This window comes from Paenarthrobacter sp. NPDC056912 (assembly GCF_042786555.1).
Lineage (GTDB): Bacteria > Actinomycetota > Actinomycetes > Actinomycetales > Micrococcaceae > Arthrobacter.
This window is the reverse complement of record NZ_JBHUCD010000013.1, coordinates 50,374-74,992: the sequence shown is the minus strand read 5'-3', so window position 1 is coordinate 74,992 and position 24,619 is coordinate 50,374. Positions and strand designations below refer to the sequence as shown.

The 24,619-nt window shown below is 64.0% G+C and carries 21 protein-coding genes; 5 read left to right on the top strand and 16 right to left on the bottom strand.

Going from position 1 to position 24,619, the window contains the following annotated elements; translation table 11 throughout:
* Positions 1 to 16 precede the first annotated feature (16 nt).
* Genes ACFRJ9_RS15040 through ACFRJ9_RS15020 form a run of 5 tightly spaced genes read right to left on the bottom strand, consistent with a single transcriptional unit; the run spans position 17 to position 5,949 of the window.
* A complete protein-coding gene (locus ACFRJ9_RS15040; protein WP_377669411.1) occupies positions 17 to 1,468 on the bottom strand; it encodes an aldehyde dehydrogenase (NADP(+)) in 1,452 nt (483 codons plus the stop codon).
* Positions 1,449 to 2,597 (bottom strand): mandelate racemase/muconate lactonizing enzyme family protein, encoded by a 1,149-nt coding sequence (locus ACFRJ9_RS15035; protein WP_377669409.1) that lies wholly within the window; start codon positions 2,595 to 2,597, stop codon positions 1,449 to 1,451. The genes ACFRJ9_RS15040 and ACFRJ9_RS15035 overlap by 20 nt, the downstream gene beginning before the upstream one ends.
* The gene (locus ACFRJ9_RS15030; RefSeq protein ID WP_377669407.1) at positions 2,597 to 3,502 is read right to left on the bottom strand and encodes a 5-dehydro-4-deoxyglucarate dehydratase; all 906 of its coding nucleotides are present in this window, start codon (positions 3,500 to 3,502) and stop codon (positions 2,597 to 2,599) included. The genes ACFRJ9_RS15035 and ACFRJ9_RS15030 overlap by 1 nt, the downstream gene beginning before the upstream one ends.
* Complete coding sequence (locus ACFRJ9_RS15025) at positions 3,499 to 4,497, bottom strand: NAD-dependent epimerase/dehydratase family protein (protein ID WP_377669405.1); 999 nt, start codon at positions 4,495 to 4,497, stop codon at positions 3,499 to 3,501. The genes ACFRJ9_RS15030 and ACFRJ9_RS15025 overlap by 4 nt, the downstream gene beginning before the upstream one ends.
* Before the next feature lie 30 nt (positions 4,498 to 4,527).
* Positions 4,528 to 5,949, bottom strand: coding sequence for a Gfo/Idh/MocA family protein (locus ACFRJ9_RS15020; protein ID WP_377669403.1), 1,422 nt, complete (start codon positions 5,947 to 5,949; stop codon positions 4,528 to 4,530).
* Between the two features lie 179 nt (positions 5,950 to 6,128).
* Here ACFRJ9_RS15020 and ACFRJ9_RS15015 point away from each other — a divergent pair, with 179 nt between their 5' ends.
* On the top strand, positions 6,129 to 7,160 hold the full coding sequence (locus ACFRJ9_RS15015; RefSeq protein WP_377669401.1) for a LacI family DNA-binding transcriptional regulator: 1,032 nt from the start codon (positions 6,129 to 6,131) through the stop codon (positions 7,158 to 7,160).
* 41 nt (positions 7,161 to 7,201) lie between these two features.
* On the opposite strand, the gene ACFRJ9_RS15010 is transcribed toward ACFRJ9_RS15015, so the two are convergent.
* A complete protein-coding gene (locus ACFRJ9_RS15010) occupies positions 7,202 to 7,900 on the bottom strand; it encodes a FadR/GntR family transcriptional regulator (RefSeq protein WP_377669398.1) in 699 nt (232 codons plus the stop codon).
* 90 nt (positions 7,901 to 7,990) lie between these two features.
* Here ACFRJ9_RS15010 and ACFRJ9_RS15005 point away from each other — a divergent pair, with 90 nt between their 5' ends.
* Positions 7,991 to 9,322 carry an alpha-hydroxy-acid oxidizing protein gene (locus ACFRJ9_RS15005; protein ID WP_377669396.1) on the top strand — a complete coding sequence of 444 codons (1,332 nt, stop codon included), beginning with the start codon at positions 7,991 to 7,993 and terminating at the stop codon, positions 9,320 to 9,322.
* 80 nt (positions 9,323 to 9,402) lie between these two features.
* On the opposite strand, the gene gdhA is transcribed toward ACFRJ9_RS15005, so the two are convergent.
* Together gdhA and ACFRJ9_RS14995 are read right to left on the bottom strand one after the other, a co-directional pair.
* A complete protein-coding gene (gene gdhA, locus ACFRJ9_RS15000; protein WP_377669394.1) occupies positions 9,403 to 10,740 on the bottom strand; it encodes an NADP-specific glutamate dehydrogenase in 1,338 nt (445 codons plus the stop codon).
* 210 nt (positions 10,741 to 10,950) lie between these two features.
* Positions 10,951 to 11,526 (bottom strand): ArsR/SmtB family transcription factor, encoded by a 576-nt coding sequence (locus ACFRJ9_RS14995; protein WP_377669391.1) that lies wholly within the window; start codon positions 11,524 to 11,526, stop codon positions 10,951 to 10,953.
* Positions 11,527 to 11,682: 156 nt separating this feature from the next.
* On the opposite strand from ACFRJ9_RS14995, the gene ACFRJ9_RS14990 reads away from it, so the two are divergent.
* The gene (locus ACFRJ9_RS14990; protein ID WP_377669389.1) at positions 11,683 to 12,159 is read left to right on the top strand and encodes a hypothetical protein; all 477 of its coding nucleotides are present in this window, start codon (positions 11,683 to 11,685) and stop codon (positions 12,157 to 12,159) included.
* 29 nt (positions 12,160 to 12,188) lie between these two features.
* On the opposite strand, the gene ACFRJ9_RS14985 is transcribed toward ACFRJ9_RS14990, so the two are convergent.
* Complete coding sequence (locus ACFRJ9_RS14985; protein ID WP_377669387.1) at positions 12,189 to 13,415, bottom strand: acetoin utilization protein AcuC; 1,227 nt, start codon at positions 13,413 to 13,415, stop codon at positions 12,189 to 12,191.
* Between the two features lie 102 nt (positions 13,416 to 13,517).
* Here ACFRJ9_RS14985 and ACFRJ9_RS14980 point away from each other — a divergent pair, with 102 nt between their 5' ends.
* Together ACFRJ9_RS14980 and ACFRJ9_RS14975 are read left to right on the top strand one after the other, a co-directional pair.
* On the top strand, positions 13,518 to 14,951 hold the full coding sequence (locus ACFRJ9_RS14980) for a TrkH family potassium uptake protein (RefSeq protein ID WP_377669385.1): 1,434 nt from the start codon (positions 13,518 to 13,520) through the stop codon (positions 14,949 to 14,951).
* A gap of 40 nt (positions 14,952 to 14,991) precedes the next feature.
* A complete protein-coding gene (locus ACFRJ9_RS14975) occupies positions 14,992 to 15,630 on the top strand; it encodes a TrkA family potassium uptake protein (protein WP_011775951.1) in 639 nt (212 codons plus the stop codon).
* Between the two features lie 10 nt (positions 15,631 to 15,640).
* Here the strand turns inward: ACFRJ9_RS14975 and proC are convergent, their stop codons facing one another.
* The 7 genes from proC to ACFRJ9_RS14940 all read right to left on the bottom strand — a co-directional run bounded on the left by proC (position 15,641) and on the right by ACFRJ9_RS14940 (position 24,527).
* Positions 15,641 to 16,471: a pyrroline-5-carboxylate reductase gene (proC, locus tag ACFRJ9_RS14970; protein ID WP_377669383.1), complete on the bottom strand. Its 831-nt coding sequence runs from the start codon at positions 16,469 to 16,471 to the stop codon at positions 15,641 to 15,643.
* Positions 16,472 to 16,782: 311 nt separating this feature from the next.
* Positions 16,783 to 17,616, bottom strand: a complete 834-nt coding sequence (locus ACFRJ9_RS14965; RefSeq protein WP_377669381.1) for a sugar phosphate isomerase/epimerase family protein — start codon at positions 17,614 to 17,616, stop codon at positions 16,783 to 16,785.
* A gap of 1 nt (position 17,617) precedes the next feature.
* Entirely contained in the window at positions 17,618 to 18,721 is a 1,104-nt protein-coding gene (locus tag ACFRJ9_RS14960; protein WP_377669379.1) for a Ppx/GppA phosphatase family protein, read from the bottom strand.
* Positions 18,722 to 18,810: 89 nt separating this feature from the next.
* A complete protein-coding gene (locus ACFRJ9_RS14955) occupies positions 18,811 to 19,245 on the bottom strand; it encodes an SseB family protein (protein ID WP_377669378.1) in 435 nt (144 codons plus the stop codon).
* Between the two features lie 76 nt (positions 19,246 to 19,321).
* Positions 19,322 to 22,045, bottom strand: a complete 2,724-nt coding sequence (topA, locus tag ACFRJ9_RS14950; protein WP_377669376.1) for a type I DNA topoisomerase — start codon at positions 22,043 to 22,045, stop codon at positions 19,322 to 19,324.
* Positions 22,046 to 22,170: 125 nt separating this feature from the next.
* Complete coding sequence (locus ACFRJ9_RS14945) at positions 22,171 to 22,881, bottom strand: ArsR/SmtB family transcription factor (RefSeq protein ID WP_377669374.1); 711 nt, start codon at positions 22,879 to 22,881, stop codon at positions 22,171 to 22,173.
* Positions 22,878 to 24,527, bottom strand: a complete 1,650-nt coding sequence (locus ACFRJ9_RS14940; protein WP_377669372.1) for a methyltransferase — start codon at positions 24,525 to 24,527, stop codon at positions 22,878 to 22,880. Before ACFRJ9_RS14940 ends, ACFRJ9_RS14945 begins: the two co-directional genes overlap by 4 nt.
* Positions 24,528 to 24,619 lie beyond the last annotated feature (92 nt).

Genomic DNA, 24,619 nt, shown 5'->3' with positions numbered 1-24,619 from the left:
TTGCCTACTGGCGGCGTTAGCCCAGCGTCAGGACGCCGTCCACGCGCCGAGGGATGCCCAGCGGGTTGGCATCGTGCAGCGCCGGGTGCAGGACAGTCTCGGGTGCATCCTGGTAGGCCACCGGACGTTGGAAGCGGCGTACCGCGGTGGCGCCCACGGAGGTGAACAGCGACGTCGTGGCCGGGTACGGGCCGCCGTGTTGCTGGGCCCAGTTCACGGCAACGCCCGTGGGCCAGCCGTCGAACAGGACCCTTCCAGCCAAGGTGCTGAGCTGCTCCACCAGTGCGGAAACGTCCTCGCCGGGCTGTGCATGCACTGTGCCAGTGAGGCTGCCCGGTACCTTCGCGAGCGCCGCCGACAGTTCTTCCTGGTTGGCGTACTCGATGAGCAGAGTCGTGGGGCCGAAGCACTCCTCCAGCAGCTCTTCCGGGCGTTCCAGGACGTTGGCGGCGCTGGTTGAGAACACCACGGGTGCGGCACCGTCAGCCAGGCTGTCCTGCTCCACCGTGCCACTGACGACGGCGACACCCGGCTGGTCTGCGACGCTGCGGAGGCCGTGCGGGTAGGCTTCCGCGATGCGCTCGGTGAGCATGGCGGCGGTCGGCTTGTCCTTGCTTGCCTCGGCGAGGTGCGATGCAAAGTCCGTTCCCGCCGGAATGAAGACGAGCCCGGGCTTGGTGCAGAACTGTCCTGCGCCCTGGGTGAAGGAGCCGGCCAGGCCCACGGCGAGCTGCTGTCCACGCTCGGCCAAGGCGTCTGCCGTGATGACCACCGGGTTCAGGCTGCCCAGCTCTCCATAGAACGGAATGGGCTCGGGGCGGGACGAGGCGAGGTCGAACAGTGCTCGGCCGCCGGGGATGGAGCCGGTAAAGCCCACAGCCTTGATAGCGGGGTCCTGCACCAGCGCCGTGCCGGCCTCGCGGCCGCTGACCAAGGCGAAGATGCCCTCCGGGGCTCCGGCTTTTGCCAAGGCCTCGCTCACGATCTCCGCGGTCCGCTCCGACAGGCGGAGGTGTCCCGAGTGCGCTTTGACGATCACCGGGCAGCCGACAGCCAACGCAGATGCGGTGTCGCCACCGGCCACCGAGAAGGCGAACGGAAAGTTCGACGCCGAGAACACGGCCACAGGGCCGATGGGGCGAAGGATGCGGCGAAGGTCAGGCTTGGGCGGAGTGGCTGTGGGGTCGGCGTGATCGATGACGGCCTCAAGGTACGAGCCTTCAGTGATGACGTTCGCGAACAGCCGCAGCTGTCCACTGGTCCGCGCTACCTCACCGGTCAGCCGGACAGAGCCAAGGCTGGTTTCAGAGTCGGCGATTGCCACCAGTTCGGTGACATTGGCGTCCAAGGCGTCGGCGACGGCGGTCAGCCAAGCTGCCCGTTCGGCGTCGGACGCTGCTGCGGTTACCTTCGCCGCGGCAGCAGCTGCGGCGGTGACGGCAGTCAGGTCAAGAGTTGCTGTACTCAATGCGGTTTCCTTTACTCTCAGGGGCGGAGCTCTCAGTGGCGGACAACTTCAGCTGTGACGGCGTCCCGGTGAACTCGAAGCCGAGGCCAGGCCGGTCAGCGATGGTCAGCCTGCTGTTACGGATGCGGACCGGGGACGGGCCGGCGAGGATGCCGAGTTGTTCGAACGACGCATCTTCAACGTCCTCCACGCTGACCGCCTCGGCCAAGGTGAGCGCCAGCTGCCCGGAGAGCTCCGGAAGCAGGTGCGGCGCAACCCTGATGCTGTTCGCGCGGGCCAGCTCAACGATCCTGCGGAACGGCGTAATGCCGCCCACCCGGACGATGTTGGGCTGGATGATGTCCACCGCTTCTGCTTCGATGAAGTCGCGGAAGCGGTAGATCGTGTGGACGTTTTCACCCAGGGCGATGGGTACAGGAGAGTGCTTGCGCAGGCGGCGGTAGGCCCAGAGGTCGTCTGCGCGGATCGGTTCTTCCAGCCACTCCAGCCCGTATTCCCCCAACACCTCCAAGGCACGGAAGGTATGTGCGAGATCCCAGCGCTGGTTGGCGTCGATCATGAGCAGCCGGTCAGGGCCGATCACCTGGCGCACGGCAGCAACGCGCTCGGCGTCTTCCCGGAGCTCGGGCTTGCCCACCTTGATCTTCACCGCGTTGTGTCCTGCGGCAACCCAGCGCTGGGCCTGTTCCACGAGCTGCTCCAAGGAGTAGTGCAGGTTCACGCCGGAACCGTATACTTCCACGGATTCGTGGCGTTGGCCCAGGAGCCCCGTCACGGAGGTCCCTGCCCGGCGCGCGTTCAGGTCCCAGAGGGCCAGGTCCACGCCGGCCATCGCGATGGTGGTGAGGCCTCCCCCGCCGGCTTCATGCAGCCGTTTCCAGAGCTGATCCCACACCATCTCCGGGTTCGCTTCCAGTCCCAGGATGAACGGGGCGATGTCATGGTCCAACAGGGCTTTGACCGCTTGGGGACCAATGGTTGGTGTCCACGAGAAACCGTGGCCCGTGCCGCCGTCGTCCGTGGTCAGTTCGGTGACGATCACATGGTTCTCGGGAGCCTCCGCACCCCAGCTGCGGAGCAGCGGCACCGTGATCAAGCGGGTGGTGAGGCCCGTGATGCGGGCTGCCATCAGCTACCGGCCAGCTCGTGGCCCTTGGCCAGGATGGACTTGAGCTCCAGCAGTTGTTCCTCGGTGGGGTCAACCAGCGGTGGACGGACCGGACCTACGGGCAGTCCCGCGAGGCGCAAGCCCGCCTTAATGAGGGAGACCCCGAAGCCCGGAGTCTGGTCGCGGAGACGGACCAGCGGAGCATAGAAGCCCTCAAGCAAGGCGTTGCGTCGCTCCTCATCACCGAAGATGTAGGCGTCGTAGTAGGCCTTGGCGATTTCCGGGGCCATGGCGAACGCGGCCGAGGAGTAGAGCGGGATGCCCAGGCCGCGGTAGGCACCCTGGGTCAACTCTGCCGTAAGCAAGCCGTTGAAGAGCGCGAAATCGGTACGTCCGCTCGCGTTGATGGCGGAGACGATTTCCTGGGCCAGGCCCACGTCCCCGATTCCGTCCTTGAAACCCACAACCTTCGGGTTTGCCGTAAGGCGGGTCATGGCTTCGGCTGTGAACTTGGCTGTACCGCGGTGGTACACGATCACAGGCAAGCTGCTCGCAGCGGCGATGGCCTCGACATAGGCCACCACACCGTCCGTGGGGCCGGTCACCAGGTACGGCGGGAGCACCAGAAGGGCGTCCGCGCCGGCTTCCTCGGCCACTTTGGCAGCGGCAATAGCATGGCCCAGCGGGCCGCCGGCACCGGAGACCACCGGAACGGCTCCTGCAACGGCCTCGACGGCGGCCGTCACCACGGTGCGGATTTCATCGATGGACAGGGCATGGAATTCGCCGGTGCCGCACGCCGGGAAGACGCCGCCCGGGCCGAACGGCAGGCGGGAGGTGATGTGCTCCTTGAGCAGTGCTACATCTACCGTGCCGTCTTCGGCGAAGGGAGTGACGGGGAAGAACAGTACGCCGTCGAAGTTCATGGTGTCTCCTTGGTTGCTCCGGCCGGGACCAGGCCGGCGGGGATCTCGTCGTTGAGTGCTGCTTGTTCGGATGCTGCTGTGTCAGGGCCTTCAAAGGCCGGCGCGAGCTCGGTACGCCATGTGCGCTTGGGCTCCCAGCCCAGGAGTTCGCGGGCCTTGTCGATGGAAAACGCAGGGCTGGTTCCGGTCAGATGGCCGGTCAGTGGTGCACTGCCCTTCAGGAAACGCGGAAATAGTTCGGCAAGCGGCGCAGTGGCCAGCGCATCCTTGGCCCCGACGAAGAAGACCTGGCCGTTGGGGATGGAGTCCATCCGGTCCAAGAGCACGTCCAGGAAGTCAGCGACGTCCCGGGCATCAACGTAGTTGAACAGCGCAGGCGCTGACAGGGCGGGATCGGCCAGGCGTTCGCGGACCGTGTGGCCCTGCTGCGTCAGCGCACCTTCCCATTCCTCCGGAGAGATGACGTAGCACGGCCGGAAAGCTGCATACCGGATCTTGTCGCCCTGCGCCGCTGCGAACATCTGCACCGTCTGCTCGGCGATCAGCTTCGACAGCGCGTACGCGTTCCAAGGCTTGGGCGGCGTCTGCTCGTCAAGGGGGAACGACGGCGGTAGCCACCCCGCCGGTGAGCCGTAGCCCAGGGCGGTGGGGCTGCTTGCCGTGACGATCTTCGGGACACCGGCGTCGGTGGCCGCGCTGACTACCGCGTAGGCGAGCCGGGTGTTCGTGCTGAAAATGACGTCCTCAGGTGCGCTGAAAGGTACGGCAATAGCGGCGAGGTGGATGACGGCGTCGGGCGCTGTTTCGCGGATGAGCCGCTCCGCCTCACCTGGCGCCAGAAGGTCTGCGGTGTACTGCACGGCGCCGGCCGGCAACTGTTCCGCCGGGATGGCGTCCCGATCCACCGAGATAACCTGGTGGCCTGCCTCGGCGAGACCGGCCACTACGCTGCGGCCGAGTCGGCCGGAACCGCCGGTGACGAAAATCCTGCTCATGGTCTTTTCCTTGTGTGGGTGGTGAACCGGTCAGGCCTGGCCGCGGCTGAGATCGGCGCCGAGGCCAAGTTCGCTGATACGGACGGGAAGGTCGGTGTCCAGGGACTGGTTGCCGGCGATGCCGACGGAAACGGACCGCAGTCCGTCGATGTAGCCGGAGGGTCGGCCCAGCGGGTCTACGCCGGGGCCGTTGAAGAGATCCGAGAGCAGAAGGTTGTCGCCGCCGCCATGGCCGCCTTCGCCGTTGATGATCGGGACTTCGTAGGCAGCTTCCCAGTGGCGCTGGACAACCAGGCGCTCACCGTTGCGGCGAACGGCGTCTTCCTCTTCGATGGGCGTCGCGCTGGGGTCCACCACGGTTTTCTTGTCTGTACTGAACTCGACGGCGGCACGTTCCACCACTTCGAGTTCAGCGCGGCCCTCGGTACCGTTGACCGTGACCCGGTAGCCTTCCCACGGGCTGTGGGCGTTCAGCGAATAGCTCAGCGTCGGCCCGCCCTGGTAGTCCACCACGAGGGCCAGGTTGTCCTCGATGGTGATGCCTTCGGTAAAGACATCCTGGTCGCGGAGGTAGCCGTCGAACTTCTCATTGTCGTAGTACAAGGCCTTCAGGCGCTCGTCCTCGCGCATGTCCAGGCGGAACGGATCCCGCTCGAGGCCGTCCACCGTACCGCGCGCGGGACGGGCGCCCAAGCCTCGCTCGGCGGCATTCTTGTCGCCATAGAAGCGCAACCCACCGGAGGCGAACACGCGCTCCGGAACATCGTTGATCCACCAGTTGACCAGGTCGAAGTGGTGCGAGGCCTTGTGGATGAGCAGGCCGCCGGAGTTCTTCTTTTCACGGTGCCAGCGGCGGAAGTAGTCTGCGCCGTGCACGGTGTCCAGGACCCAACTGAAATCAATGGAGGTGACCTTGCCGATCACGCCGTTCTGGATGACTTCCTTGAGCGCGCTGTTGCGGGGCGAGTAGCGGTAGTTGAAAGTCACCACCACATTGCGGCCGGTCTTCGCGACAGCCTCGGTGATGCGGCGGCAGCCCTCAACGTCTATGGTCAGCGGCTTTTCAACCACGACGTCGGCACCCGCCTCGAGCGCTTCGACGATGTAGTCCGCGTGGGTGTAGTCAGGGGTGGTGACGATGACCCGTTCGATGCCGTTGGCCTGGATGAAGCTGGTGAGCTCGCCCGGCTCGAAGGAAGCCACCGGCTCCGTTCCCCCGAGTTCCTTGATGAGGTCCTGGTAGAAACCCACGCGGCCTTGGTTGACGTCAGAGAGGGCAATGAGTTCAGCGACGTCTGCATGCTGTCCGTAGATGGCCCGAATGTACATCTCGGAACGGCCGCCGGTACCGATGAGGGCAATGCGGGTCCGGTGACGGGGCGTGTCTTCGGTAGCTGACGTGGAAGAGCCGGCTGCGGCTGAGTGGGTCTCGGCGGTGTCGACGTTGACCATGGGGATGTCCCTTTCAAAAGGCAGGAGTGAACCGCTTGACGGCCCGGGCTGATCTGGGAAGAATCATGAGAAAGCGTTTTCTCAGAGCGTTATAAGCTTTGTATCAAGACTCTGGCGGTCGCGTCAACCAGTGCCCCAACGCCGGGGCAGTAGACGGGCAGCCAATGGGAAGGGGCAACATGGCACGCAGGAACACCAACAGGCGCGTTGGCATTGCCGACGTCGCGGAGAAAGCTGGCGTCTCGCACGCCACAGTGTCACGCGTCATGAACGGTAACGCCGCCGTGGATCCTGGCATCGCCGCCCGGGTCCGCGCCGCAGCCGCTGAACTGAAGTACCAGCCGAACCCCGTGGGTCGCAGCCTGGCGCTGGGCAAGACCGACACCATCGGCATCGTGGTCCCGGATCTGGCCAACCCCACATTCCAGGCCATCCTCCGTGGACTCAGCATCGCAGCGGCCCAGGACGGATATCGCGTCCTCATTGCGGACTCGTCCGAAGTCACCAGCGAAGAAGCGATCCTGGCAGGCGAGGCCCGGCGCCGCTGCGACGGCGTAGTCCTCTGCGCTCCCCGCATGGGTGATGCTGAGCTGGAAGAACTCGCTCCCTCACTGCACCCCTTGGTGCTCATCAACCGCACCACCATCGCCACCAACACGCCAAGCCTCAGCGTCGACTACGGGCAGGGCATCCAGGAACTGGCACAGCACTTGGTATCACTGGGCCACCGACGCCTGGTATTCCTGTCCGGCCCGGAGCACAGCGCCTCCAACCGCCAGCGGCTTGTCGGCTTGGAGCAGTTCCGCAACGGGCACCCGGAGATCGATCTGCAAATACTTGCCGGCGGCTCCAACTTCGACTCGGGCCACGAATCCACCGAGGCCATCATTGCCAGCGGTGCCACGGGCGTGCTGGCTTTCAATGACCTGGTTGCCATGGGGTTGCTGAGCGGCTTGCATGAACGCGGGCTGCGGGTACCGGAGGACATCTCGGTGACCGGTTTCGATGACATCCCGTTCGCCAAATACACCACCCCTCCCCTCACCACCGCGGCGGTGCCCATCAACGAGCTCGGAAGCCTTGCCTGGCGACGGATGCGTGAACAGATCCAGCAGGCAGGGGAAGCACAGGTGCAGGCGCAGGACGAGTTCCCGCCGAGGGTGGAGATCCGCAAGAGCACCGCGGCCCCCGCCCTCAAGCCCGCGAGTTGACACTTAATGGCAATGTTCGACGCGAACATTGCCATTAAGTGTCATCTCGGCGAGGGGTTGGCGCCTACTCCGGCCTCTTTGTAGAAGCCTTCGATGTGGGCAGCCACAAGCTCCGCCGCCCTGCCGCCGTCGTTATTATTCACGGCGTCGAGAATGGCGCGATGCTCCGACCGCAACCTGCCGGAACTCGCGTTCCAATCGGGCAGGTTTCCGGTCAGCTCGCCGGCATAGTTCTCGATCGCACCCCTCAGCGAGGCCATCATGGCACTGACCACAGTGTTGCCGGCCGCCTGCGCCAAAGCAACGTGGAACCGCGCATCCAAGGCCAAGAACGTATCGACGTCAGGGCTGGCATCCATCTGATCCAAAAGTGCGGCCGCTTCCTCAAGCTCCGGAGCGCCTACTTTGGCACGCTCGGCCGCCCAGGACTCGAGCAGGACGCGGGTCTCCACGATGTCGGCCACGGGGAGGTGCCGCGTGGCCACGTGCAGCCGCAGCGTCGAGCCCAGCGCGGATCCAGGTTCAGCGATCACCACCGTCCCGGCATCCTTGCCCGAGCCCACACCGGCACGGACTACACCCATGGCCTCGAGGATCCTGACGGCCTCGCGCACGGACGTCCGGGAAACCTGCAACTGCTCGGCCATGGTGCGCTCGCCAGGCAACCGGCCACCCAAGGCAAGGTGGCCATCCGACAGTTGCTTCTCGATCCATTGCAGGACCAACTCGTGGGTACGCATACCGGAATTCTAGTTGATGTGGTCCGACCACATGGATTACAGTGTGGTTAGACCACAGTGGTAAGACCACACAATTCAAGGGAGAACCGCATGACCGACACCCTCGATCCCAAGATCACGGCCGCGCCCGCCAATGCCGGCAGCGACGAAAACGTGACCCGCCCGGCCCAGCCGCGTCCCGCCGTCGTGCAGCCTCCAGCACTGAAGCGCCGCGTCCCCAAGGTCTCGGACCTGGCGCCGCTGATGCAGTTCAAGAAGCCGGAGTTCAGCAAAGCAGCGCGGCTCAAGCGCGCCAGCACCATTTGGGAACTGCGCGACATCGCCAAGCGCCGTACCCCGCAGGCACCGTTCGACTACACCGACGGCGCCGCCGAAGAAGAGATCACGCTGCGCCGGGCACGCCAGGCCTTCCAGGACATCGAATTCCGTCCCGGAATCCTGCGTGATGTCTCCAAGGTGGACCTTCGCACGGACATCCTGGGCCAGGAATCCAAGCTCCCCTTCGGCATTGCGCCCACGGGGTTCACTCGCATGATGCAGTCCGAGGGCGAATACGCCGGTTCGCAGGCCGCTGAAGCCGCAGGCATTCCCTACACCTTGTCCACCATGGGCACGGCGTCCATCGAAGATGTCGCCACCGCAGCCCCCAACGGCCGGAACTGGTTCCAGCTGTACCTCTGGACGGACCGGGCCCGCTCCCTGGAACTGATCGAGCGCGCAGCCAAGGCCGGCAACGACACCCTCATGGTGACCGTTGACACCGCCGTCGCCGGCGCCCGCCTGCGCGACGTCCGCAACGGCATGACCATTCCCCCGGCACTGACGCTGAAGACCGTCCTTGACGCGTCCTACCGCCCGGCCTGGTGGTTCAACTTCCTCACCCACGAGCCCCTGACGTTCGCATCGCTCTCGCGCTACACGGGCACCGTTGCCGATCTGATCAACTCCATGTTCGACCCCACCCTCACCTACGAGGACCTGGACTGGCTGCGTGAAACCTGGAAGGGCAAGCTGGTAGTCAAGGGCATCCAGACCGTTGAAGACGCCCGCAAGGTAGTGGACCACGGCGCCGACGGAATCGTGCTCTCCAACCACGGCGGCCGCCAGTTGGACCGTGCACCCATCCCGTTCCACCTGCTGCCGGAGGTCACCTCGGCACTGAAGGCGGACAACAGCAAGGCCGCCGTCATTCTGGACACTGGCATCATGAGCGGTGCTGACATCGTGGCCGCGTTGGCACTGGGCGCCGACTTCGCCCTGATTGGCCGCGCCTACCTCTACGGCCTGATGGCCGGTGGACGCGAAGGCGTTGACCGGACCATCCAGATCCTTGAAAAGGACATGACCCGGACCATGGCACTGCTCGGTGTCAGCAAGGTGGCCGACCTCAACCCGGACCACGTTCGGCTGATCCAGCGCTAAAGCCCCCATGTAAGAGACAGCACCTGTCGCATTGGACGTCCATTGCGACAGGTGCTGTTTCTCAGTTGGGTTTAGAAGATCTAGATGAGCCCCTGGGCCAGCATCGCGTCGGCAACCTTGACGAAGCCGCCAATGTTGGCGCCCACCACGTAGTTTCCGGGCGCACCGTATTCTTCGGCGGTCGCGGCACAGCGGTCGTGAATGCCCACCATGATCTCCGTGAGGCGCTGTTCGGTGTGCTCGAAGGACCAGGAATCGCGGCTGGCGTTCTGCTGCATCTCGAGCGCAGAGGTCGCCACGCCGCCGGCGTTGGCTGCCTTGCCCGGACCGAACAGGATGCCGGCGTCCTGGAACACCGAGACAGCCTCACGGGTGGACGGCATGTTGGCGCCCTCGGCTACGGCGATCAGGCCGTTGCTGACCAGCTTCGCGGCAGCATCGCCGTCGAGCTCGTTCTGCGTGGCGCACGGCAGCGCCACGGTACCGTTGACGTCCCACACCGAACCCCCGGCAACGTGGCTGGCACCCGGCCGGCGTGCGGCGTAGTCCGTGAGGCGACCACGCTCCACTTCCTTGATCTGGCTCAGGAGTGCGACGTCGATGCCCGCCTCGTCCACGATGTAACCTGCGGAGTCGGAACACGCCACAACGGTGGCGCCAAGCGCCTGGGCCTTGGCGATGGCGTGGATGGCCACGTTGCCCGAACCGGACACCACAACCCGCTGGCCGTCAAAGGAAGCGCCGCGCGTTTTGAGCATTTCCTGCGCAAAGATCACCGTGCCGTAGCCGGTGGCTTCGGGACGAACCAACGAGCCGCCCCAAGAGATCCCTTTGCCCGTCAGGACACCGGATTCGTAGCGGTTGGTGATGCGCTTGTACTGGCCGAAGAGGTAGCCGATTTCGCGGCCGCCCACGCCGATATCTCCCGCGGGAACGTCGGTGTACTCGCCAATGTGGCGGTACAGCTCAGTCATGAACGACTGGCAGAACCGCATGATTTCAGCGTCGGAACGGCCGCGGGGATCGAAGTCCGAGCCGCCCTTGCCGCCGCCGATCGGCATGCCCGTGAGCGCGTTCTTGAAGATCTGCTCGAAGCCGAGGAACTTCACGATGCCCAAATAAACGGACGGGTGGAAGCGGAGTCCGCCCTTGTACGGGCCGAGCGCTGAGTTGAATTCAACCCGGAAACCGCGGTTTACGTGCACGCGGCCGGCGTCGTCCGTCCACGGTACGCGGAAAATGATCTGGCGTTCAGGTTCGCACAGGCGTTCCAGAACGGCGCCTTCGAGGAATTCGGGGTGGCGGTCATGGACGGGACCAAGGCTTTCGAAGACCTCAGTGACGGCCTGGTGGAATTCCTTCTCCCCGGGGTTCCGCGCCAACACGGTGTCCCGGACAGCTTCGAGCCTTGAATCCATGCGTGTTCCTATCCTCAGTGCGCCGACCCGCGGCGAGACGATTAGTCCCGCTCATGGTTGCACCGATGGATGTAGGATCTCCATCCGAGGGGAATGTGACCCCTATCCGCGAGTTAACACAACTGTAGAAAATCCTTGAAAAATCAAGGAAACAGGAGATTAACAAAAACTCACAATGTGAGGAGGATCACGTCAATTCGCGTGATCTGACTAACGCTTGCGACCGAATTTGGGCAGGTTGGGCAAATTCGGGAGGTTGGCCAGGAGGTCGGCAGCCTTGGTAGCGGCCCGGCCTACGGTCCGGCCGATCTGCTGGGGAACGGTGTCATCCGACGCCGGATCCACAGGGACCGGAGCCCCGCTCGAATGGACCTTCACGGCCTGGCCAACTGCATCGGCGCGGGTGGCCGGCGCTGCGTCGGGCGTCGCCTCGACAGGGGCGGGAGCAACGGCTGCAGCATCCTCAGCCACCGTACTGGCGGGGGGAACCTCGCTGGAAGGCACGACGACGGCGGGAACGGCCGGGCCGACGTCGAACGTTTCCAGCCACGTGGCTACGCCGGCGAGCGGTTTGGGGTTCAGCGCGTAGAAGCGCTTCTGCCCCTGGGCACGCATGCTGACAAGGTCAGCCTCACGGAGCACCTTCAAATGCTTGGAGATAGTGGGCTGGCTTGCAGCCAGTTCTTCCACCAGTTCGCCTACAGCTTTATCCCCAGAGCGGAGGGAGACCAGGATGTCGCGCCTGGTTGCCTCAGCTATGACGGCAAATACGTCGTCAGTCACCATGCCTCCCACCCTAGCGACATATACGCCAATTGGCATCCCTATTTCGTGGCGCTACAGCCGGGATTCGTTGACCCTCCCCAAGGCCGGTGCTACAACGGAGTCACGGTCCGTCCGGGCTTAGAGGCCCCGGCCGCCAAAAGCACGGGGTGCAGGGCTATGACTGACTTTTTCCGGCGGCATATTTTCAACATCATCGCCGCGGTATTCCTCGCACTGTTCGTCTTCGTGTGGACAACGGTTCTCCTGCGCGTCGGGACGTGGGTTCCAACGGGCGGCGCAGTGGCCCCCGAGCTCAACGGTGCCTTGGTCACGGCGGCCGGAGTCCTGGCGACGTCGCTGAGCTCGCTCACGGCGTCGGCTTTGGGTTTCACCATTGCCGAGGTGAAAAGGGACAACGCCAACACCGGGGACGGCAATCCGCTGGTGAATCCGGCCGCCGTTGCCAACCGGCTATCCGGCAGGGTCATTTTCGCGATCATGGTCTACATCACCATGGGCATGCTGGTCCTGATCCTGTGGCTGTTCAAGGGGCAGGCGTCCACTGACCTTATCGGCGCGTTCGCCTTGTCCTTGCTGGGCTGGCTCGTGGGCGCCGCAGGTGTGGTGTTCCAGACGGAGAAGCAGGAACCCTGACTGGTGGCTGCGGGCCGCCGAAGCAAACGTCAGTCGAACCAGGGGTCGAGCCCGTACAGCGGGAAGATCTCCTTGCGCGTGGCGATGACAGTACGGTCTACCTCGTCCGCGGGGTCGTAGCCCACCTCCCAGGAACGCCACCAGACATCCACGTCGTCGCCCATGGACTCCGGTGCCCACACTCCGTACGTTTCCTTCACGTATGTGCGCCAGGCTTCCGGTACGGGGGCGCTGAGCGGCACGGGACGCTGGGTTACCATCCCAATCAGGTGACTCCACGAACGTGGCACGACGCCGGTGACGTCATACCCGCCTCCCCCGGTGGCGATCCAACGGTTGTCACAGTAGCGGGCGGCGAGGCCGGCGACGGCGGCAGCCGCCTCACGCTGCCCGTCAACACTGAGGTTGAGGTGCGTCAGCGGATCCAGCCGGTGTGAATCGCAGCCGTGCTGGCTGACGATGACTTCCGGCCTGAACGCTCCCACAAGCTGGGGCACCACGGCGTGGAAAGCCCTAAGCCATGCCGCGTCTGCCGTAAAGGCCGGGAGCGCGACGTTCACCACCGTCCCCAAGGCATCGGGGCCGCCGGTTTCATTGGCGAAGCCGGTTCCGGGAAAGAGGGAGAGTCCTGTCTCGTGCAAGGAAATCGTCATGACGCGGGGATCGTTCCAGAAAATGCCTTGCGTCCCGTCGCCGTGATGGGCGTCGACGTCGATGCTGACGATCCGCTGCACACCGCCGTCGAGCAGCCGCTGAATGGCAAGCGCGACGTCGTTGTAGACGCAAAAGCCGCTGGCCCGTTCACGCGCAGCGTGGTGCATTCCGCCGCTGAAGTTCACGGCACGGACAGCGTGGCCGGACAAGACAGCGTCTGCCGCCAGCAGGGAGCCACCGGCAAGGCGGGCGCTGGCCTCATGCATCCCGGCGAAGGCGGGATCGTCCTCAGTCCCCAAGCCCCTGTCTTCCTCCGGCTGTGAAGGATCCTGGCTGACCCGCCGTACGGCGTCCACATAGCCGGCACTGTGCACCGTGAGAAGTTCGACGTCGGTGGCCAAGCCGGGTGCCTCGACCGCCACATGGTTGTGCTCAAACAGCCCGAGCGATTCGGCGAGGCGGGCCGTCAGTTCCAGCCGCTGGGGCGCCATGGGATGGCCTGGACCGAAGTTGTAGGCAGTCATGGCTGGATCCCACACCACCGTCGTTGGCAGTGCGGACCGCGTAATACTGGAAGCAGTTGATCCAGGCCTGGAGTTCATCCAGAACAGGCTACCTGAGCCCGGCGAGCCCGATCGCCCGGTTACGGCGCGGGAATAGTGGTTTACTACTCAGGAAAGCTTGTTCAACCGAGGAAGAGCGCCATGTCTCAAAGCCAGTCGCGGTCCACGAGCCCGGCCAACTGGCAACCCAACCAGCAGGACCGGGAAGGCCTCTGGATCTTCACCCGCATCCGCGACTTCATCGACAACATTGCCAACACCTCACCTGCCCGTCTGGCACTGACCGTCTTCGCCGTGGTGATCCTGTTGTTCACCGGGTTGCTGTCCCTTCCCGCCGCGTCCGCAGCAGGAACGGTCACACCACTGCACCAAGCAATGTTTACGGCTGTCTCCAGCGTGTGCGTTACCGGGCTGACGGTGGTATCCACCGCCACGCACTGGACTTTTTTCGGCCAGCTGGTCATCCTCGTAGGCATCTTCGTTGGGGGGCTCGGCACCTTGACCTTGGCCTCGCTGCTGGCCCTGATGGTCAGCAAGCGGCTGGGTGTGCGCGGCAAGCTCATCGCCCAGGAAGCCATGAACAATGCGGGCCGGCTCGGCGAGGTGGGTACCCTGCTCCGGATCGTCATTGTGACTTCGGTGGTCATCGAGGCGGCCCTGGCGCTGGCACTGATTCCCCGCTTCATCATGCTCGGCGAAGACTTCTGGCAGTCCGTGTGGCACGGAGTCTTCTACTCGATCTCCGCTTTCAACAATGCCGGTTTCACACCGCACTCGGACGGAATCGTTCCCTATGAGACCGACCTCTGGATCCTCATTCCGCTGATGCTCGGCGTCTTCCTTGGCAGCCTGGGCTTCCCCGTGGTGATGGTGCTCCAGCAGAACGGGCTCAACTGGAAGAAGTGGAACCTCCATACCAAGCTCACCATCCAGGTCTCCTTCATCCTGCTCGCGGCAGGCGCGATCCTGTGGGCCCTGATGGAGTGGGACAACGTCCGCACCATCGCGCACATGGACCTGGGCGACAAGATCACCCATTCGCTCTTCGCGTCGGTCATGACCCGCTCGGGCGGCTTCAACCTGGTGGACCAGAACCACATGGAATCCACCACGATGCTGCTCACCGACGCCCTCATGTTCGCCGGCGGCGGCTCGGCCTCCACCGCGGGCGGCATCAAGGTGACCACCATCGCCGTCATGTTCCTGGCCATCATGGCTGAAGCCCGCGGCGACGCGGACGTGAAGGTCTACGGCCGCACGATTCCCCAAGGCACCATGCGTGTGGCCATCTCCGTGATCGTCGCAGGCGCCACCCTGGTGTCCGTCGCAGCGTTCATGCTCCTCTCCATCAGCGGAGCCTCGCTGGACCGGGTCCTCTTCGAATCCATTTCCGCCTTCGCCACAGTTGGACTGAGCACCAACCTCAGTGCCGAGCTGCCGCCGTCGGGCGTCTATGTCCTCACCGCACTGATGTTCGCCGGCCGCGTCGGCACCGTAACCCTGGCTGCCGGCCTGGCACTGCGCCAACGCAGCCAGCTGTACCACTACCCGGAAGAGAGGCCAATCATTGGCTAGTACCACGGGGGCTGCCAACCGCCCCGCCCACAACGCGCCAGTGCTGGTTATCGGCCTCGGCCGTTTCGGTTCCGCGACGGCCGAGCAACTGGTGAAGCAGGGCCGGGAAGTCCTTGCCATCGAACGCGACCGCACACTCGTCCAAAAATGGGCGCCCGTGCTGACGCACGTAGTGGAAGCCGACGCCACCAACATCGACGCCCTGCGCCAGCTCGGCGCCCAGGAGTTCAGCTCCGCCGTGGTGGGTGTGGGTACCTCCATCGAATCCTCGGTGCTCATCACCGTGAACCTGGTGGACCTTGGCATCCAGCATCTGTGGGTCAAGGCCATCACGCCCTCCCACGGCAAGATCCTCACCCGGATCGGCGCCAACCATGTGATCTACCCGGAGGCCGATGCCGGTGTCCGCGCAGCCCACTTGGTGTCCGGCCGCATGCTCGACTTCATCGAGTTCGACGACGACTACGCGATCGTCAAGATGTACCCGCCCAAGGAAACGGTCGGCTTCACCCTTGAAGAATCCAAGGTCCGTTCCAAATACGGCGTGACCATTGTGGGCGTGAAGACCCCGGGCGAGGACTTCACCTACGCCCGGCCGGAAACCAAAGTGTCCGGACACGACATGTTGATCGTCTCCGGACACGTGGACCTGCTGGAGCGCTTCGCAGCGCGACCGTAGGGTTGGGCTACTAACCGAGCTGCTTGGTGATCTCTGCTGCACGGGCGGCCGCAGCGCGGGCTCCGTTGGCGATGATCGCCGGGATGCCGCCGTCGTTGAAGGCTTCGATGGCGCGCTCAGTGGTTCCGTTGGGGCTGGTGACGGCGACGCGGAGTGCCGTAGGGTCCGCGCCCGGCTCGGCCAGCATGAAGCCGGCGCCTGCCACGGTTTCGCGGGCCAGCATGACGGCCAGCTCGGCATCCAAGCCGAGCTCGACACCAGCAGCGGCCATCGCCTCGGCCAAGTAGAACGCGTAGGCCGGGCCGGAGCCGCTGATGGCGGACAGGGCGTCCACCTGCTCTTCGGGGATCTCAACGATGGTGCCGGCGCCGGCTAGCGCCTTCTTGGCTTTTTCGAGCTGTTCCGGCGTGCAGTGCGTACCCGGAGAGACAGAGACGACGCCGCGTCCCAGCTTTGCGGGCGTGTTAGGCATGGTGCGGATCACCGGCTGGCCTTCCGGCAGGGCAGCTTCCAACTGGGCGATCGACACAGCCGCTGCAATGCTGACAACGATGGTGTCCTTGGCCAGAGCCGGGCTGATCTCGCGGGCAAGGTCCATGATCCCCACGGGCTTCACGCCCAGGATGACCATCCCGGAGCCCTTGGTGGCCAGCTTGTTGTTATCCGGCTCCTCCTCGCCCGCGATGGCCATGACGTGATGGCGCTGCGCCAACTCATCCGCACGTTCCGCGCGCCTGACGGTGGCGACGATGTCGGACGGGTCCGTCCCGGCGGCCAGGAGACCGCCCAGGATTGCCTCGTTCATGGATCCACAGCCAAGGAATGCGATTCGGTTGCTCATTGGTCCATCATTGCAGTTGGCCTCGGGCGGGGTCTAACGGATTCCGGATGTCAGGATTCCCAGCAAGTTCCCAAGGTTATTGCAGGCAGCACTCATGCTGCGTGCCTAACGTAGTTATTACCTCATTGAGGGTGCGAGTGATGAGGCGGGCATGGGGATGTCCGCCAGCAGCACCGGTGGCCGGGCGGGTTTTCCCCCATTTCCCGATTCGGCCGCCGGTGCTTTCGCTTTTAAGCCTCGCGTTGCAATCCTTAAACACCGCGGCTGCCGTCCTGTAGCAGGACGACAGCCGAAGGTCATTACCCTCCGCGTCAGCTATCTGCGCTGCGCACCAAGGGGACGCTGAGGTGTTGTCGGGCGAATCGCAACGTTTCTGCCAGCATCTCCTCGCGCTCCCCCGCGACCTTCGCCTTGCGGGTAGAAATCTCGGCCACCACCACGCCATCGAATCCACTCGAGGCCAGATGCTGCAGGGCGTCCGCGCATTGCTGCGTCCCGGTTCCCGGCACCAAGTGCTCGTCCTTACCGGAGCCGGAACCGTCGGTCAGGTGGACGTGCCGGAGCTTGCTGCCCAATGCCTTGATGGCTTCCAAACTGTTGGCCCCCGCAGTGGCTGCGTGCGAGAAGTCCCACGTGACGTCGTCGTAATCCTGGCCTAGCGGATCCCAGTGCGGCAGGTACGCGACTGCTTCGCGGCCACGGACGCGCCACGGGTACATGTTCTCCACGGCGATGCGCACTTGGTACATCGCCGCGATTTCGCGGACGCCCTCCACGAAGTTCTCGGCATAGTTGGACTGCCAGCGGAACGGCGGATGCACCACCACAGTGTCGCACCCAACGTCCGAAGCCATCTGGCAGGATTTCTCGATCTTGTTCCACGCGGTGCCCCACACCTGCTGCGTCAAGAGCAGGGTAGGTGCGTGGATGGAGACGATCTCCTGGTGGTAGCGGTGGCTCAGCTGGATCAGGGCGCCGGCGTTCTGGCTCACGGCATTATTGGTGACCATCACCTCAACACCCTCATAACCCAGGTCCTGGGCTACAGCGAAGGCGTCATGGACGCTCAGCGGATAGACGGAGGCGCTGGACAGCGCCACGGGAATCTGGCGGTCATTCACAACAGGTTCGACGTCGTTACTCATCTCAGGAGGCCAGCCCGCCTGCCATGGGGGCCGGGATTGGTGCGGGGGACGGGAATTCTTGGATCATGGGCCGGGGCTCGTCGGTGTCCGTCGTCTTGCCGCCTTCCTTGCCTGCCTTCTTTTTGGTCTTGTCCTTTTTCCGTTTGCCCACATGCGGCGCCGGATCAAGGGCTTCCTCGAAAACCAGTTGGTCGAGGCGACGCAGAATCAGGCCTTCGCGAAGGGCCCACGGACAGATCTCCATGGTGGGGAATTCGAAGAGCTCCAAGGCGGCCTCGGCAACCAGGGCACCAGCCAACAGCTGGCGGGCACGGGCATCGGAAACGCCTGGGAGATAAAGCCTGTCTTCAACTGTCATGGCAGAAATCCGCTGCGCCCACAGTCCCAAGTCCGCCGCGTGGAGCTCCCGCTTTACGTAGGGTCCTGCGCCGCTGGGAGCAGCACCAGCGATGCGGGCAAGGGAACGGAACGTCTTGGACGTACCAGCCACCAAGTTGGCCCTGCCGAGGTCGCGGAAGTTGCGGACCACCGGCTTCAATGTGGAACGGATGTAGCGCCTGAGTTCCTTTACGCTCTTCGCGGTGGGCGGATCGTCGTGGAGCCAGTCCCGCGTCAAACGGCTGGCACCCAAGGGAACGGACGTCGCGAACTCCGGAAGCTCATCGGTTCCGTACGCCATTTCAAACGAACCGCCACCGATGTCCAGGTCCAGGATCGGTCCTGCGCCCCACCCATACCAGCGGCGGACGGCAAAGAACGTCATGGACGCTTCTTCGCTGCCCGTCAGTTCCTGGAGGGTCACGGTGGTCTCGTGCTTGACCCTCGCCAGAACGGCCGCCCCGTTGGTTGCCTCTCGGATGGCGGACGTACAGAAAGCCAGAAGGTCTTCCGCTTTGTGGCGTGCCGCGAACTCCCAGGCTTCCAGGACGAACTCGATGAGCTCGTTCTGGCCTGCGTCGCTGATGTTGCCGTCGCCATCCAGGTATTGAACCAGCGACAAGGGGCGCTTATGGGAGGCGAAAGCCACCGGACGCGCGCCGGGATGGGCGTCCACCAGCAGTAGGTGGACGGTGTTGGACCCGATGTCGAGAACGCCAAGACGCATTCTGCCATTATTCACCGATTCGAAGCCCGTGAAGCAACTTGGCTTCCACGTTTCGCGGAGTGAACACGCCCTCGCGGTCTGGACAACCGCTATTCGGCGGGCTCCCCGGCTTCGTCGGCGCGTTTGAAGTCGCGGCGGATATTCGCGATGCCTTCGGGGTCTATTTCAAAGCCGAACTCGCTGCCCGGGTTGATGACCATGCCCAGTTCATCGCCGATGTTGCCAAGGATTGCCGAACCCATGGTGCCCAGGACGTGCGGGGCGGCTTCGAGGAACCTCTCGTCCACCCTGGTCGGGTGGCTGAACACTGCCAGAACGGGCTGGCCGTCCGCGTTGGAGAGCACCAAGGGTTCAACTGCGGAGTCCGGGCCGTCCACGGCTTCCGAGCTCACCAGGTAGACCTCGTTGTTGAGGAACGCCAGGATAACGTCCACCGGGTTCGCGTCCGGCTGCTCGGCCAAAGCGAGCTTCGCTTCGAGGTCGTTCAAGGGTTCGTTGTCCGGAGAAACGGTCTGTTCAGTCATGGTTCTACTCGACCACGATGACGGCCGGGACGCAATTCGCGGATGTCCCGGCCCTCAATCATGGTTCGTGGCTGGCCTACTTTTTGGCTGTGGCCTTCTTGGCCGGAGCCTTGCGGGTTGTGGTCCGCTTGACCGGCCCTTTGGCCCGCTTTTCCGCCAGGAGTTCGACGGCGCGTTCCCGTGTCAGCTCCTCCAGGGAAGTTGAGCGCGGGACAGTGATGTTGGTGATGCCATCGGTGATGTACGGACCGAAGCGGCCTTCCTTCACCACAATGTTCTTCTCCGAGACGGGGTCCGGACCGAACTCAGCCAAAGGAGGCACAGCTGCGCGGGCCCCGCGCTGCTTGGGCTGGGAGTAGATCTCCAGCGCCTGCTCCAGGGTAATGGTGAAGATTTCCTCTTCGGACCCGATTGAACGGGAATCCGTGCCCTTCTTCAGGTACGGACCGAACCGGCCGTTCTGCACCGTAATGGGGTTGCCTTCCGCGTCCTCACCAAGGACCCTCGGCAAGCTCATGAGCTGCAACGCCTCATCCAAGGTCACCGTATCCACGGTCATGGACTGGAACAGGGAACCGGTACGCGGCTTGGCTTTGACCGGCTTCTTGGGGGGCTTGGGTTTGCCGTTCTTGTAATACTCCACCGGCTGGTTCGCCAGTTGTTCCTCGGTCATCTCCGGGATGATCTCGGTGACATAGGCGCCGTAGCGGCCGTTCTTGGCCACCACAGTGTGTCCGGTGTGGGGATCGGTTCCCAGGACGCGTTCCTCCGGGGCAGCAGTCTCCATGAGTTCGACGGCCTTGGCAGCTGTCAGCTCATCCGGTGCCAGTTCCTCCGGGACGTTCGCGCGGGCCGACTCGACCACCTCGCCGGTCTTCGCATCCACCGTGGGGATGCTGCTCTCCAGGTACGGACCAAACTTACCGACGCGAAGAGTGATGCCCTCGGCAATAGGCACGGAGTTGATCTCACGGGCATCGATCTCGCCCAGGTTGTTCACGATGCTCAACAGGCCCGGATCAGCGTCTTCACCGTAGTAGAAGTGCTTGAGCCAAGCCGCGCCGACAGCCTGTCCGTTGGCGATCTTGTCCAGGTCGCCTTCCATGTCAGCGGTGAACTCGTAGTCCACATAATCCGTGAAGTGCTGTTCGAGCAAGCGGATAACCGAGAACGCGATCCAGCTGGGGACCAGGGCTGAACCCTGCTTCCGGACATAGCCGCGGTCCTGGATGGTGGAGATGGTGGAGGCGTAGGTGGACGGGCGGCCGATGCCTCGCTTTTCCAGTTCCGCAGTAAGCGAGGCTTCCGTATAACGCGGCGGCGGCGATGTTTCGTGGCCAACTGCAAGGATGTCCGAGGCCGTCAGGGAATCGCCCTTGGCAACGTTCGGGAGGCGGCGTGCTTCATCGGATTCATCGTCTCCGCGGCTCTCGTCCTTGCCCTCTTCATAGGCGGCAAGGAAGCCGGGGAAGGTGATGACCGTACCGGAGGCCGAGAACTCGGCGTCGCGTCCGTCAGTTGCCACAGCGCCCAGGCGGATGGTGGCCGTTGAGCCCTTCGCGTCGGCCATCTGGGAGGCAACTGTTCGCTTCCAGATGAGTTCGTACAAACGGAATTCATCGCCGCTCAGCTGCTTGGCAACCTGCGCAGGGGTACGGAAGGAGTCTCCCGCGGGGCGGATGGCCTCGTGCGCTTCCTGCGCATTGGCAGCCTTGTTGGCGTAGACGCGCGGGCTCTGCGGGACGTACTCGGGACCGTAGAGCTCGGAGGCCTGGCGGCGGGCTGCCGTGACGGCCTCGTTGCTCAGGGCCGACGAGTCGGTACGCATATAAGTGATGTAGCCGTTTTCATACAGGCGCTGGGCCACCTGCATGGTGCTCTTGGAGGAGAACCGGAGCTTGCGGCCGGCCTCCTGCTGCAGTGTCGACGTAGTGAACGGAGCGGCCGGGCGGCGGGTGTACGGCTTTGTATCAACGGAGCGTACCTGGAAATCGGCATTTTCCAGGCCGGCTGCCAAGGACGTGGCCAGTTCCTCGTTGAGGTGCACCACGTTGGACGAGGTCAGCTGACCGTTGTCGTTGAAGTCACGGCCGGTAGCAACCTTGGAACCGTCCACGGAGGCAAGTTTGGCTTTGAACGAGCCCGAGTCCGCCCCGAACTGGCCCGTAAGGTCCCAGTAGGAGGCCGAGCGGAAGGCCATGCGTTCGCGTTCACGGTCCACCACCATGCGGGTCACGACGGACTGAACGCGACCTGCGGACAATCCGCGGGCCACCTTGCGCCACAGGACCGGAGAGATCTCGTAACCGTAGAGGCGGTCCAGGATACGACGGGTTTCCTGGGCATCCACCAGTGCGGTGTCGACGTCGCGCAGGTTGTCCATGGCGCGGTGGATGGCTTCCTTGGTGATTTCACCGAAGGTCATGCGGTACACGGGAACTTTGGGTTTCAGGACCTCAAGGAGGTGCCACGCGATGGCTTCGCCTTCGCGGTCCCCATCGGTTGCGAGGTAGAGCGCGTCGGCGTCTTTCAACTGAGCCTTGAGCTCGGCAACTTTTTTCTTCTTGTCCGGGGACACGACGTAGTACGGCTTGAAGTCGTTTTCGATGTCGACGGCGAACTTGCCCAGCGAGGTCTTCTTCAGTTCTGCAGGGAGGTCGGACGGCTGCGGGAGGTCCCGGATATGGCCGATCGAAGCCTCGACGATGAAGCCCTCGCCAAGGTACTTGGCGATGGTCTTGCTCTTGGCCGGAGACTCCACGATCACGAGTTTCTTGCCGGTTTTTGCCTTGCTGGGCACGGTGCTCCTACAGAAAAAATGTGTAATTGGGCTGGTGCCCATATTGGCCTAGTTCACCATAGTTTGCAGAATCCTGCGTTTTCGCATGGAAACCAGGACCGTCATTTGAGGGCCCTGGCAGGCCGTTACTGGCCCGGCGCCACGCGGTCATCCGGGATCATCGACCACAGTGTCGCCATGCGTTCGGCACCCTCCGGAATCCGGGTGGGATCCTGGAGTTCATACTCCCTAAGTACCTCGCGGATCCTGTCCGAAAGCTCCTTGCGCTGCGCGTTGGTCAGGTAGAGCAAGTTGCTTGCCAGGACCACCGATGCCGGTTCCTGCGTCTTTTCGCCACGTTGCCGACGTTCACCGCGGGCTTTGGCAAAAGCCGAAGCCCGGCGCCGGAAGGCATCGAGTTCAAGATCCACAACGGCAATCTCAGGGCTGGCAACGCTGCCACCCGAGATAGTGAAGTCCGTTCCGGCTGCTTTCCAGCGGCGTTCCCTCGCATCGCCTGCGTTTTCCGCGGGGGCAACGATCCCCCATTTCTGCAGTGCACGGAGGTGGTAGCTCATGGCACTGGGGGTGAGGCCGGTTCGAGCCGCGAGCTCAGTGGCCGTGTGGCTCACTTGGGTGGCGTAGAGCTCGGAGATGACCTCCAGGCGGGCTGCGTGGGCCAAAGCGCGAATAGCCTTGGGATCGGTAATCTCAACCGTCTTTTCGGCCCGCTTACGCCGCGGAACGTCGCCTGACGCCTGGGATGTCTGGTTGTTCGCAATCACTTCATCAGTGTAGTCAGGGTCACTCCCAGGAGCCCGGGCGCCGTTGTGGCGCGCCGCTGCCTCCCCGGTCATGCTGTGACCTTCTGCGGATCAGGCAGCAGGAAACCATCCAAGACCAGATTGGTGACGTCCCGGAACAAGCCATTGCGGAAGGCGTCTTCGTCAAAGTCGTCGCCACCGCCGAGAAGCGCTACCAGGGCAGAGGCAATCTGCCGGACCGACAACTGGCCGTCGCACGCCGAAACGAATCCCGCAAGCTCCGTGCTGAGCAAATTGGTCCGACGAAGGCCTGCACCCTGCCGTAGCAGGATGACGCCGGGATGTGCGGCTCCGGGGCGCTGGTGGCGTTCCTCGGTGACGTCTTCCGCGACCACGACGTGAGCATCCGGGACGGAGTTTGCTGCCACCCAGTCCGCTCGTTCCACGGCTGCACCCAAATGCGGGCCGATGGGCTGCTCGATCGGATAAGTGATTTCCTCGAAGCGGTTGATGATGGCTTCATGCGGAGATTCGGGGCGTCGCAACCAGATCATGCCAAAGCCGATGCCTTCGACGTTCCTCGATGCGAAGTCCTTGAGATAAGCGGCGTAGGACTCCTGGTACTGCCCGCCCTCCCGGTTCTGCGAGGCATCCTGCAGCCAGGTTTCCGCGTATTGCTCCGGACCAACTTGCTCGCGCTGGATGAACCAGACGTCCAGGCCTGAGTCCTGAAGCCACGCAGCAGGCCGCTCTTTCCATTCCGTTCCCGAGGCAACCTCCCAGTTCCCCAGCATGTGGGCTGTGCCCCCGGGTTCAAGAACGCTGGCAATGGACTGGACCAAGGAAGCCACGATTTCATCCCCGGGAAGCCCGCCGTCGCGATACGTGAACTGGTCGGATGAGGATTCGCCGCCAGTCCGTGGCGTTATGACAAACGGCGGGTTGGACACGACCAGGCCGAATTGTTCGCCTGCTACTGGTTCCAGGAGGGAACCCATCCGCAGGCTGACCCGGCTGTCCAGGTCCTTCGGGTCAACCTCCAGCTCGTCGGCGTTGAGCAGGAGGTTGAATCGGGTGAAGGCGAGCGCCCTTTTCGAGATGTCCGTGGCCGTTACATGCTCGCAGTGATGCAGAAGGTGGAAGGTTTGGATGCCGCACCCGGTCCCAAGGTCCAGGGCACGCTTGGTGTGTTGCCGGAAAGTGGTCTGCACAAGCGTGGTGGACGCACGTCCGATGCCGAGCACATGGTCGTGCCTCAAGACTCCGGGCTGCTGGTGGGCCGCGAGGTCGCTGGAGACCCAGAGGTCCGCTCCCCCGCTGCCGTCCGAGTTGGCGTCCCATCCATAGGGACGCAGGTCCACTTTGGCCCGGACAAGGCCCGATTCCACAGTGACCAATCCGAGCTCAACGAGGCCCCGGCTGCGGATGCCAGGGAGGGCAGCATCGACGTCGGATTCGGACTGCGGAACTGCAAGCAACCAGAGCCGGACCACTGCAGCCAGCGCACGGACGGCCGGACTCCCGGACATTGCACGCTGCTCGCTGGCCAGGAGCGCGGGGATGAGCTGGTCCCTGCTCAGTGCCTCGGACGCGGACTGCCCCAGCAGTTCGGCGACACCGTCCACTGTGTAGGAAACGGAACGAAGGTCCCCGGCGAGCGCCGAAAGGAGCCCGAGGTTATCGCTGCGGGGCGCGTCTGCCGTATTGCCGGCCGTAAAAAAGGAAGCTGTGTCAGTCACCTTGCAAGTCTAGGGGCGGGTTCACGGGCTGCGGGCCCTGCTCCGGGGTTATGTGGACAAAGGTGCCGGTTGGAACCCGGTAGCGTGGAAAC

What these genes read in the sequence shown, in the direction of transcription:
- ACFRJ9_RS15035 (WP_377669409.1), bottom strand. Translation starts at nt 2,597, where the DNA reads ATGGCAGCCCGCATCACGGGCCTCACCACCCGCTTGATCACGGTGCCG.
- ACFRJ9_RS15030 (WP_377669407.1), bottom strand. Translation starts at nt 3,502, where the DNA reads ATGAACTTCGACGGCGTACTGTTCTTCCCCGTCACTCCCTTCGCCGAA.
- ACFRJ9_RS15025 (WP_377669405.1), bottom strand. Translation starts at nt 4,497, where the DNA reads ATGAGCAGGATTTTCGTCACCGGCGGTTCCGGCCGACTCGGCCGCAGC.
- ACFRJ9_RS15020 (WP_377669403.1), bottom strand. Translation starts at nt 5,949, where the DNA reads ATGGTCAACGTCGACACCGCCGAGACCCACTCAGCCGCAGCCGGCTCT.
- ACFRJ9_RS15015 (WP_377669401.1), top strand. Translation starts at nt 6,129, where the DNA reads ATGGCACGCAGGAACACCAACAGGCGCGTTGGCATTGCCGACGTCGCG.
- ACFRJ9_RS15010 (WP_377669398.1), bottom strand. Translation starts at nt 7,900, where the DNA reads ATGCGTACCCACGAGTTGGTCCTGCAATGGATCGAGAAGCAACTGTCG.
- ACFRJ9_RS15005 (WP_377669396.1), top strand. Translation starts at nt 7,991, where the DNA reads ATGACCGACACCCTCGATCCCAAGATCACGGCCGCGCCCGCCAATGCC.
- gdhA (WP_377669394.1), bottom strand. Translation starts at nt 10,740, where the DNA reads ATGGATTCAAGGCTCGAAGCTGTCCGGGACACCGTGTTGGCGCGGAAC.
- ACFRJ9_RS14995 (WP_377669391.1), bottom strand. Translation starts at nt 11,526, where the DNA reads ATGGTGACTGACGACGTATTTGCCGTCATAGCTGAGGCAACCAGGCGC.
- ACFRJ9_RS14990 (WP_377669389.1), top strand. Translation starts at nt 11,683, where the DNA reads ATGACTGACTTTTTCCGGCGGCATATTTTCAACATCATCGCCGCGGTA.
- ACFRJ9_RS14985 (WP_377669387.1), bottom strand. Translation starts at nt 13,415, where the DNA reads ATGAACTCCAGGCCTGGATCAACTGCTTCCAGTATTACGCGGTCCGCA.
- ACFRJ9_RS14980 (WP_377669385.1), top strand. Translation starts at nt 13,518, where the DNA reads ATGTCTCAAAGCCAGTCGCGGTCCACGAGCCCGGCCAACTGGCAACCC.
- proC (WP_377669383.1), bottom strand. Translation starts at nt 16,471, where the DNA reads ATGAGCAACCGAATCGCATTCCTTGGCTGTGGATCCATGAACGAGGCA.
- ACFRJ9_RS14965 (WP_377669381.1), bottom strand. Translation starts at nt 17,616, where the DNA reads ATGAGTAACGACGTCGAACCTGTTGTGAATGACCGCCAGATTCCCGTG.
- ACFRJ9_RS14960 (WP_377669379.1), bottom strand. Translation starts at nt 18,721, where the DNA reads ATGCGTCTTGGCGTTCTCGACATCGGGTCCAACACCGTCCACCTACTG.
- ACFRJ9_RS14955 (WP_377669378.1), bottom strand. Translation starts at nt 19,245, where the DNA reads ATGACTGAACAGACCGTTTCTCCGGACAACGAACCCTTGAACGACCTC.
- ACFRJ9_RS14945 (WP_377669374.1), bottom strand. Translation starts at nt 22,881, where the DNA reads ATGACCGGGGAGGCAGCGGCGCGCCACAACGGCGCCCGGGCTCCTGGG.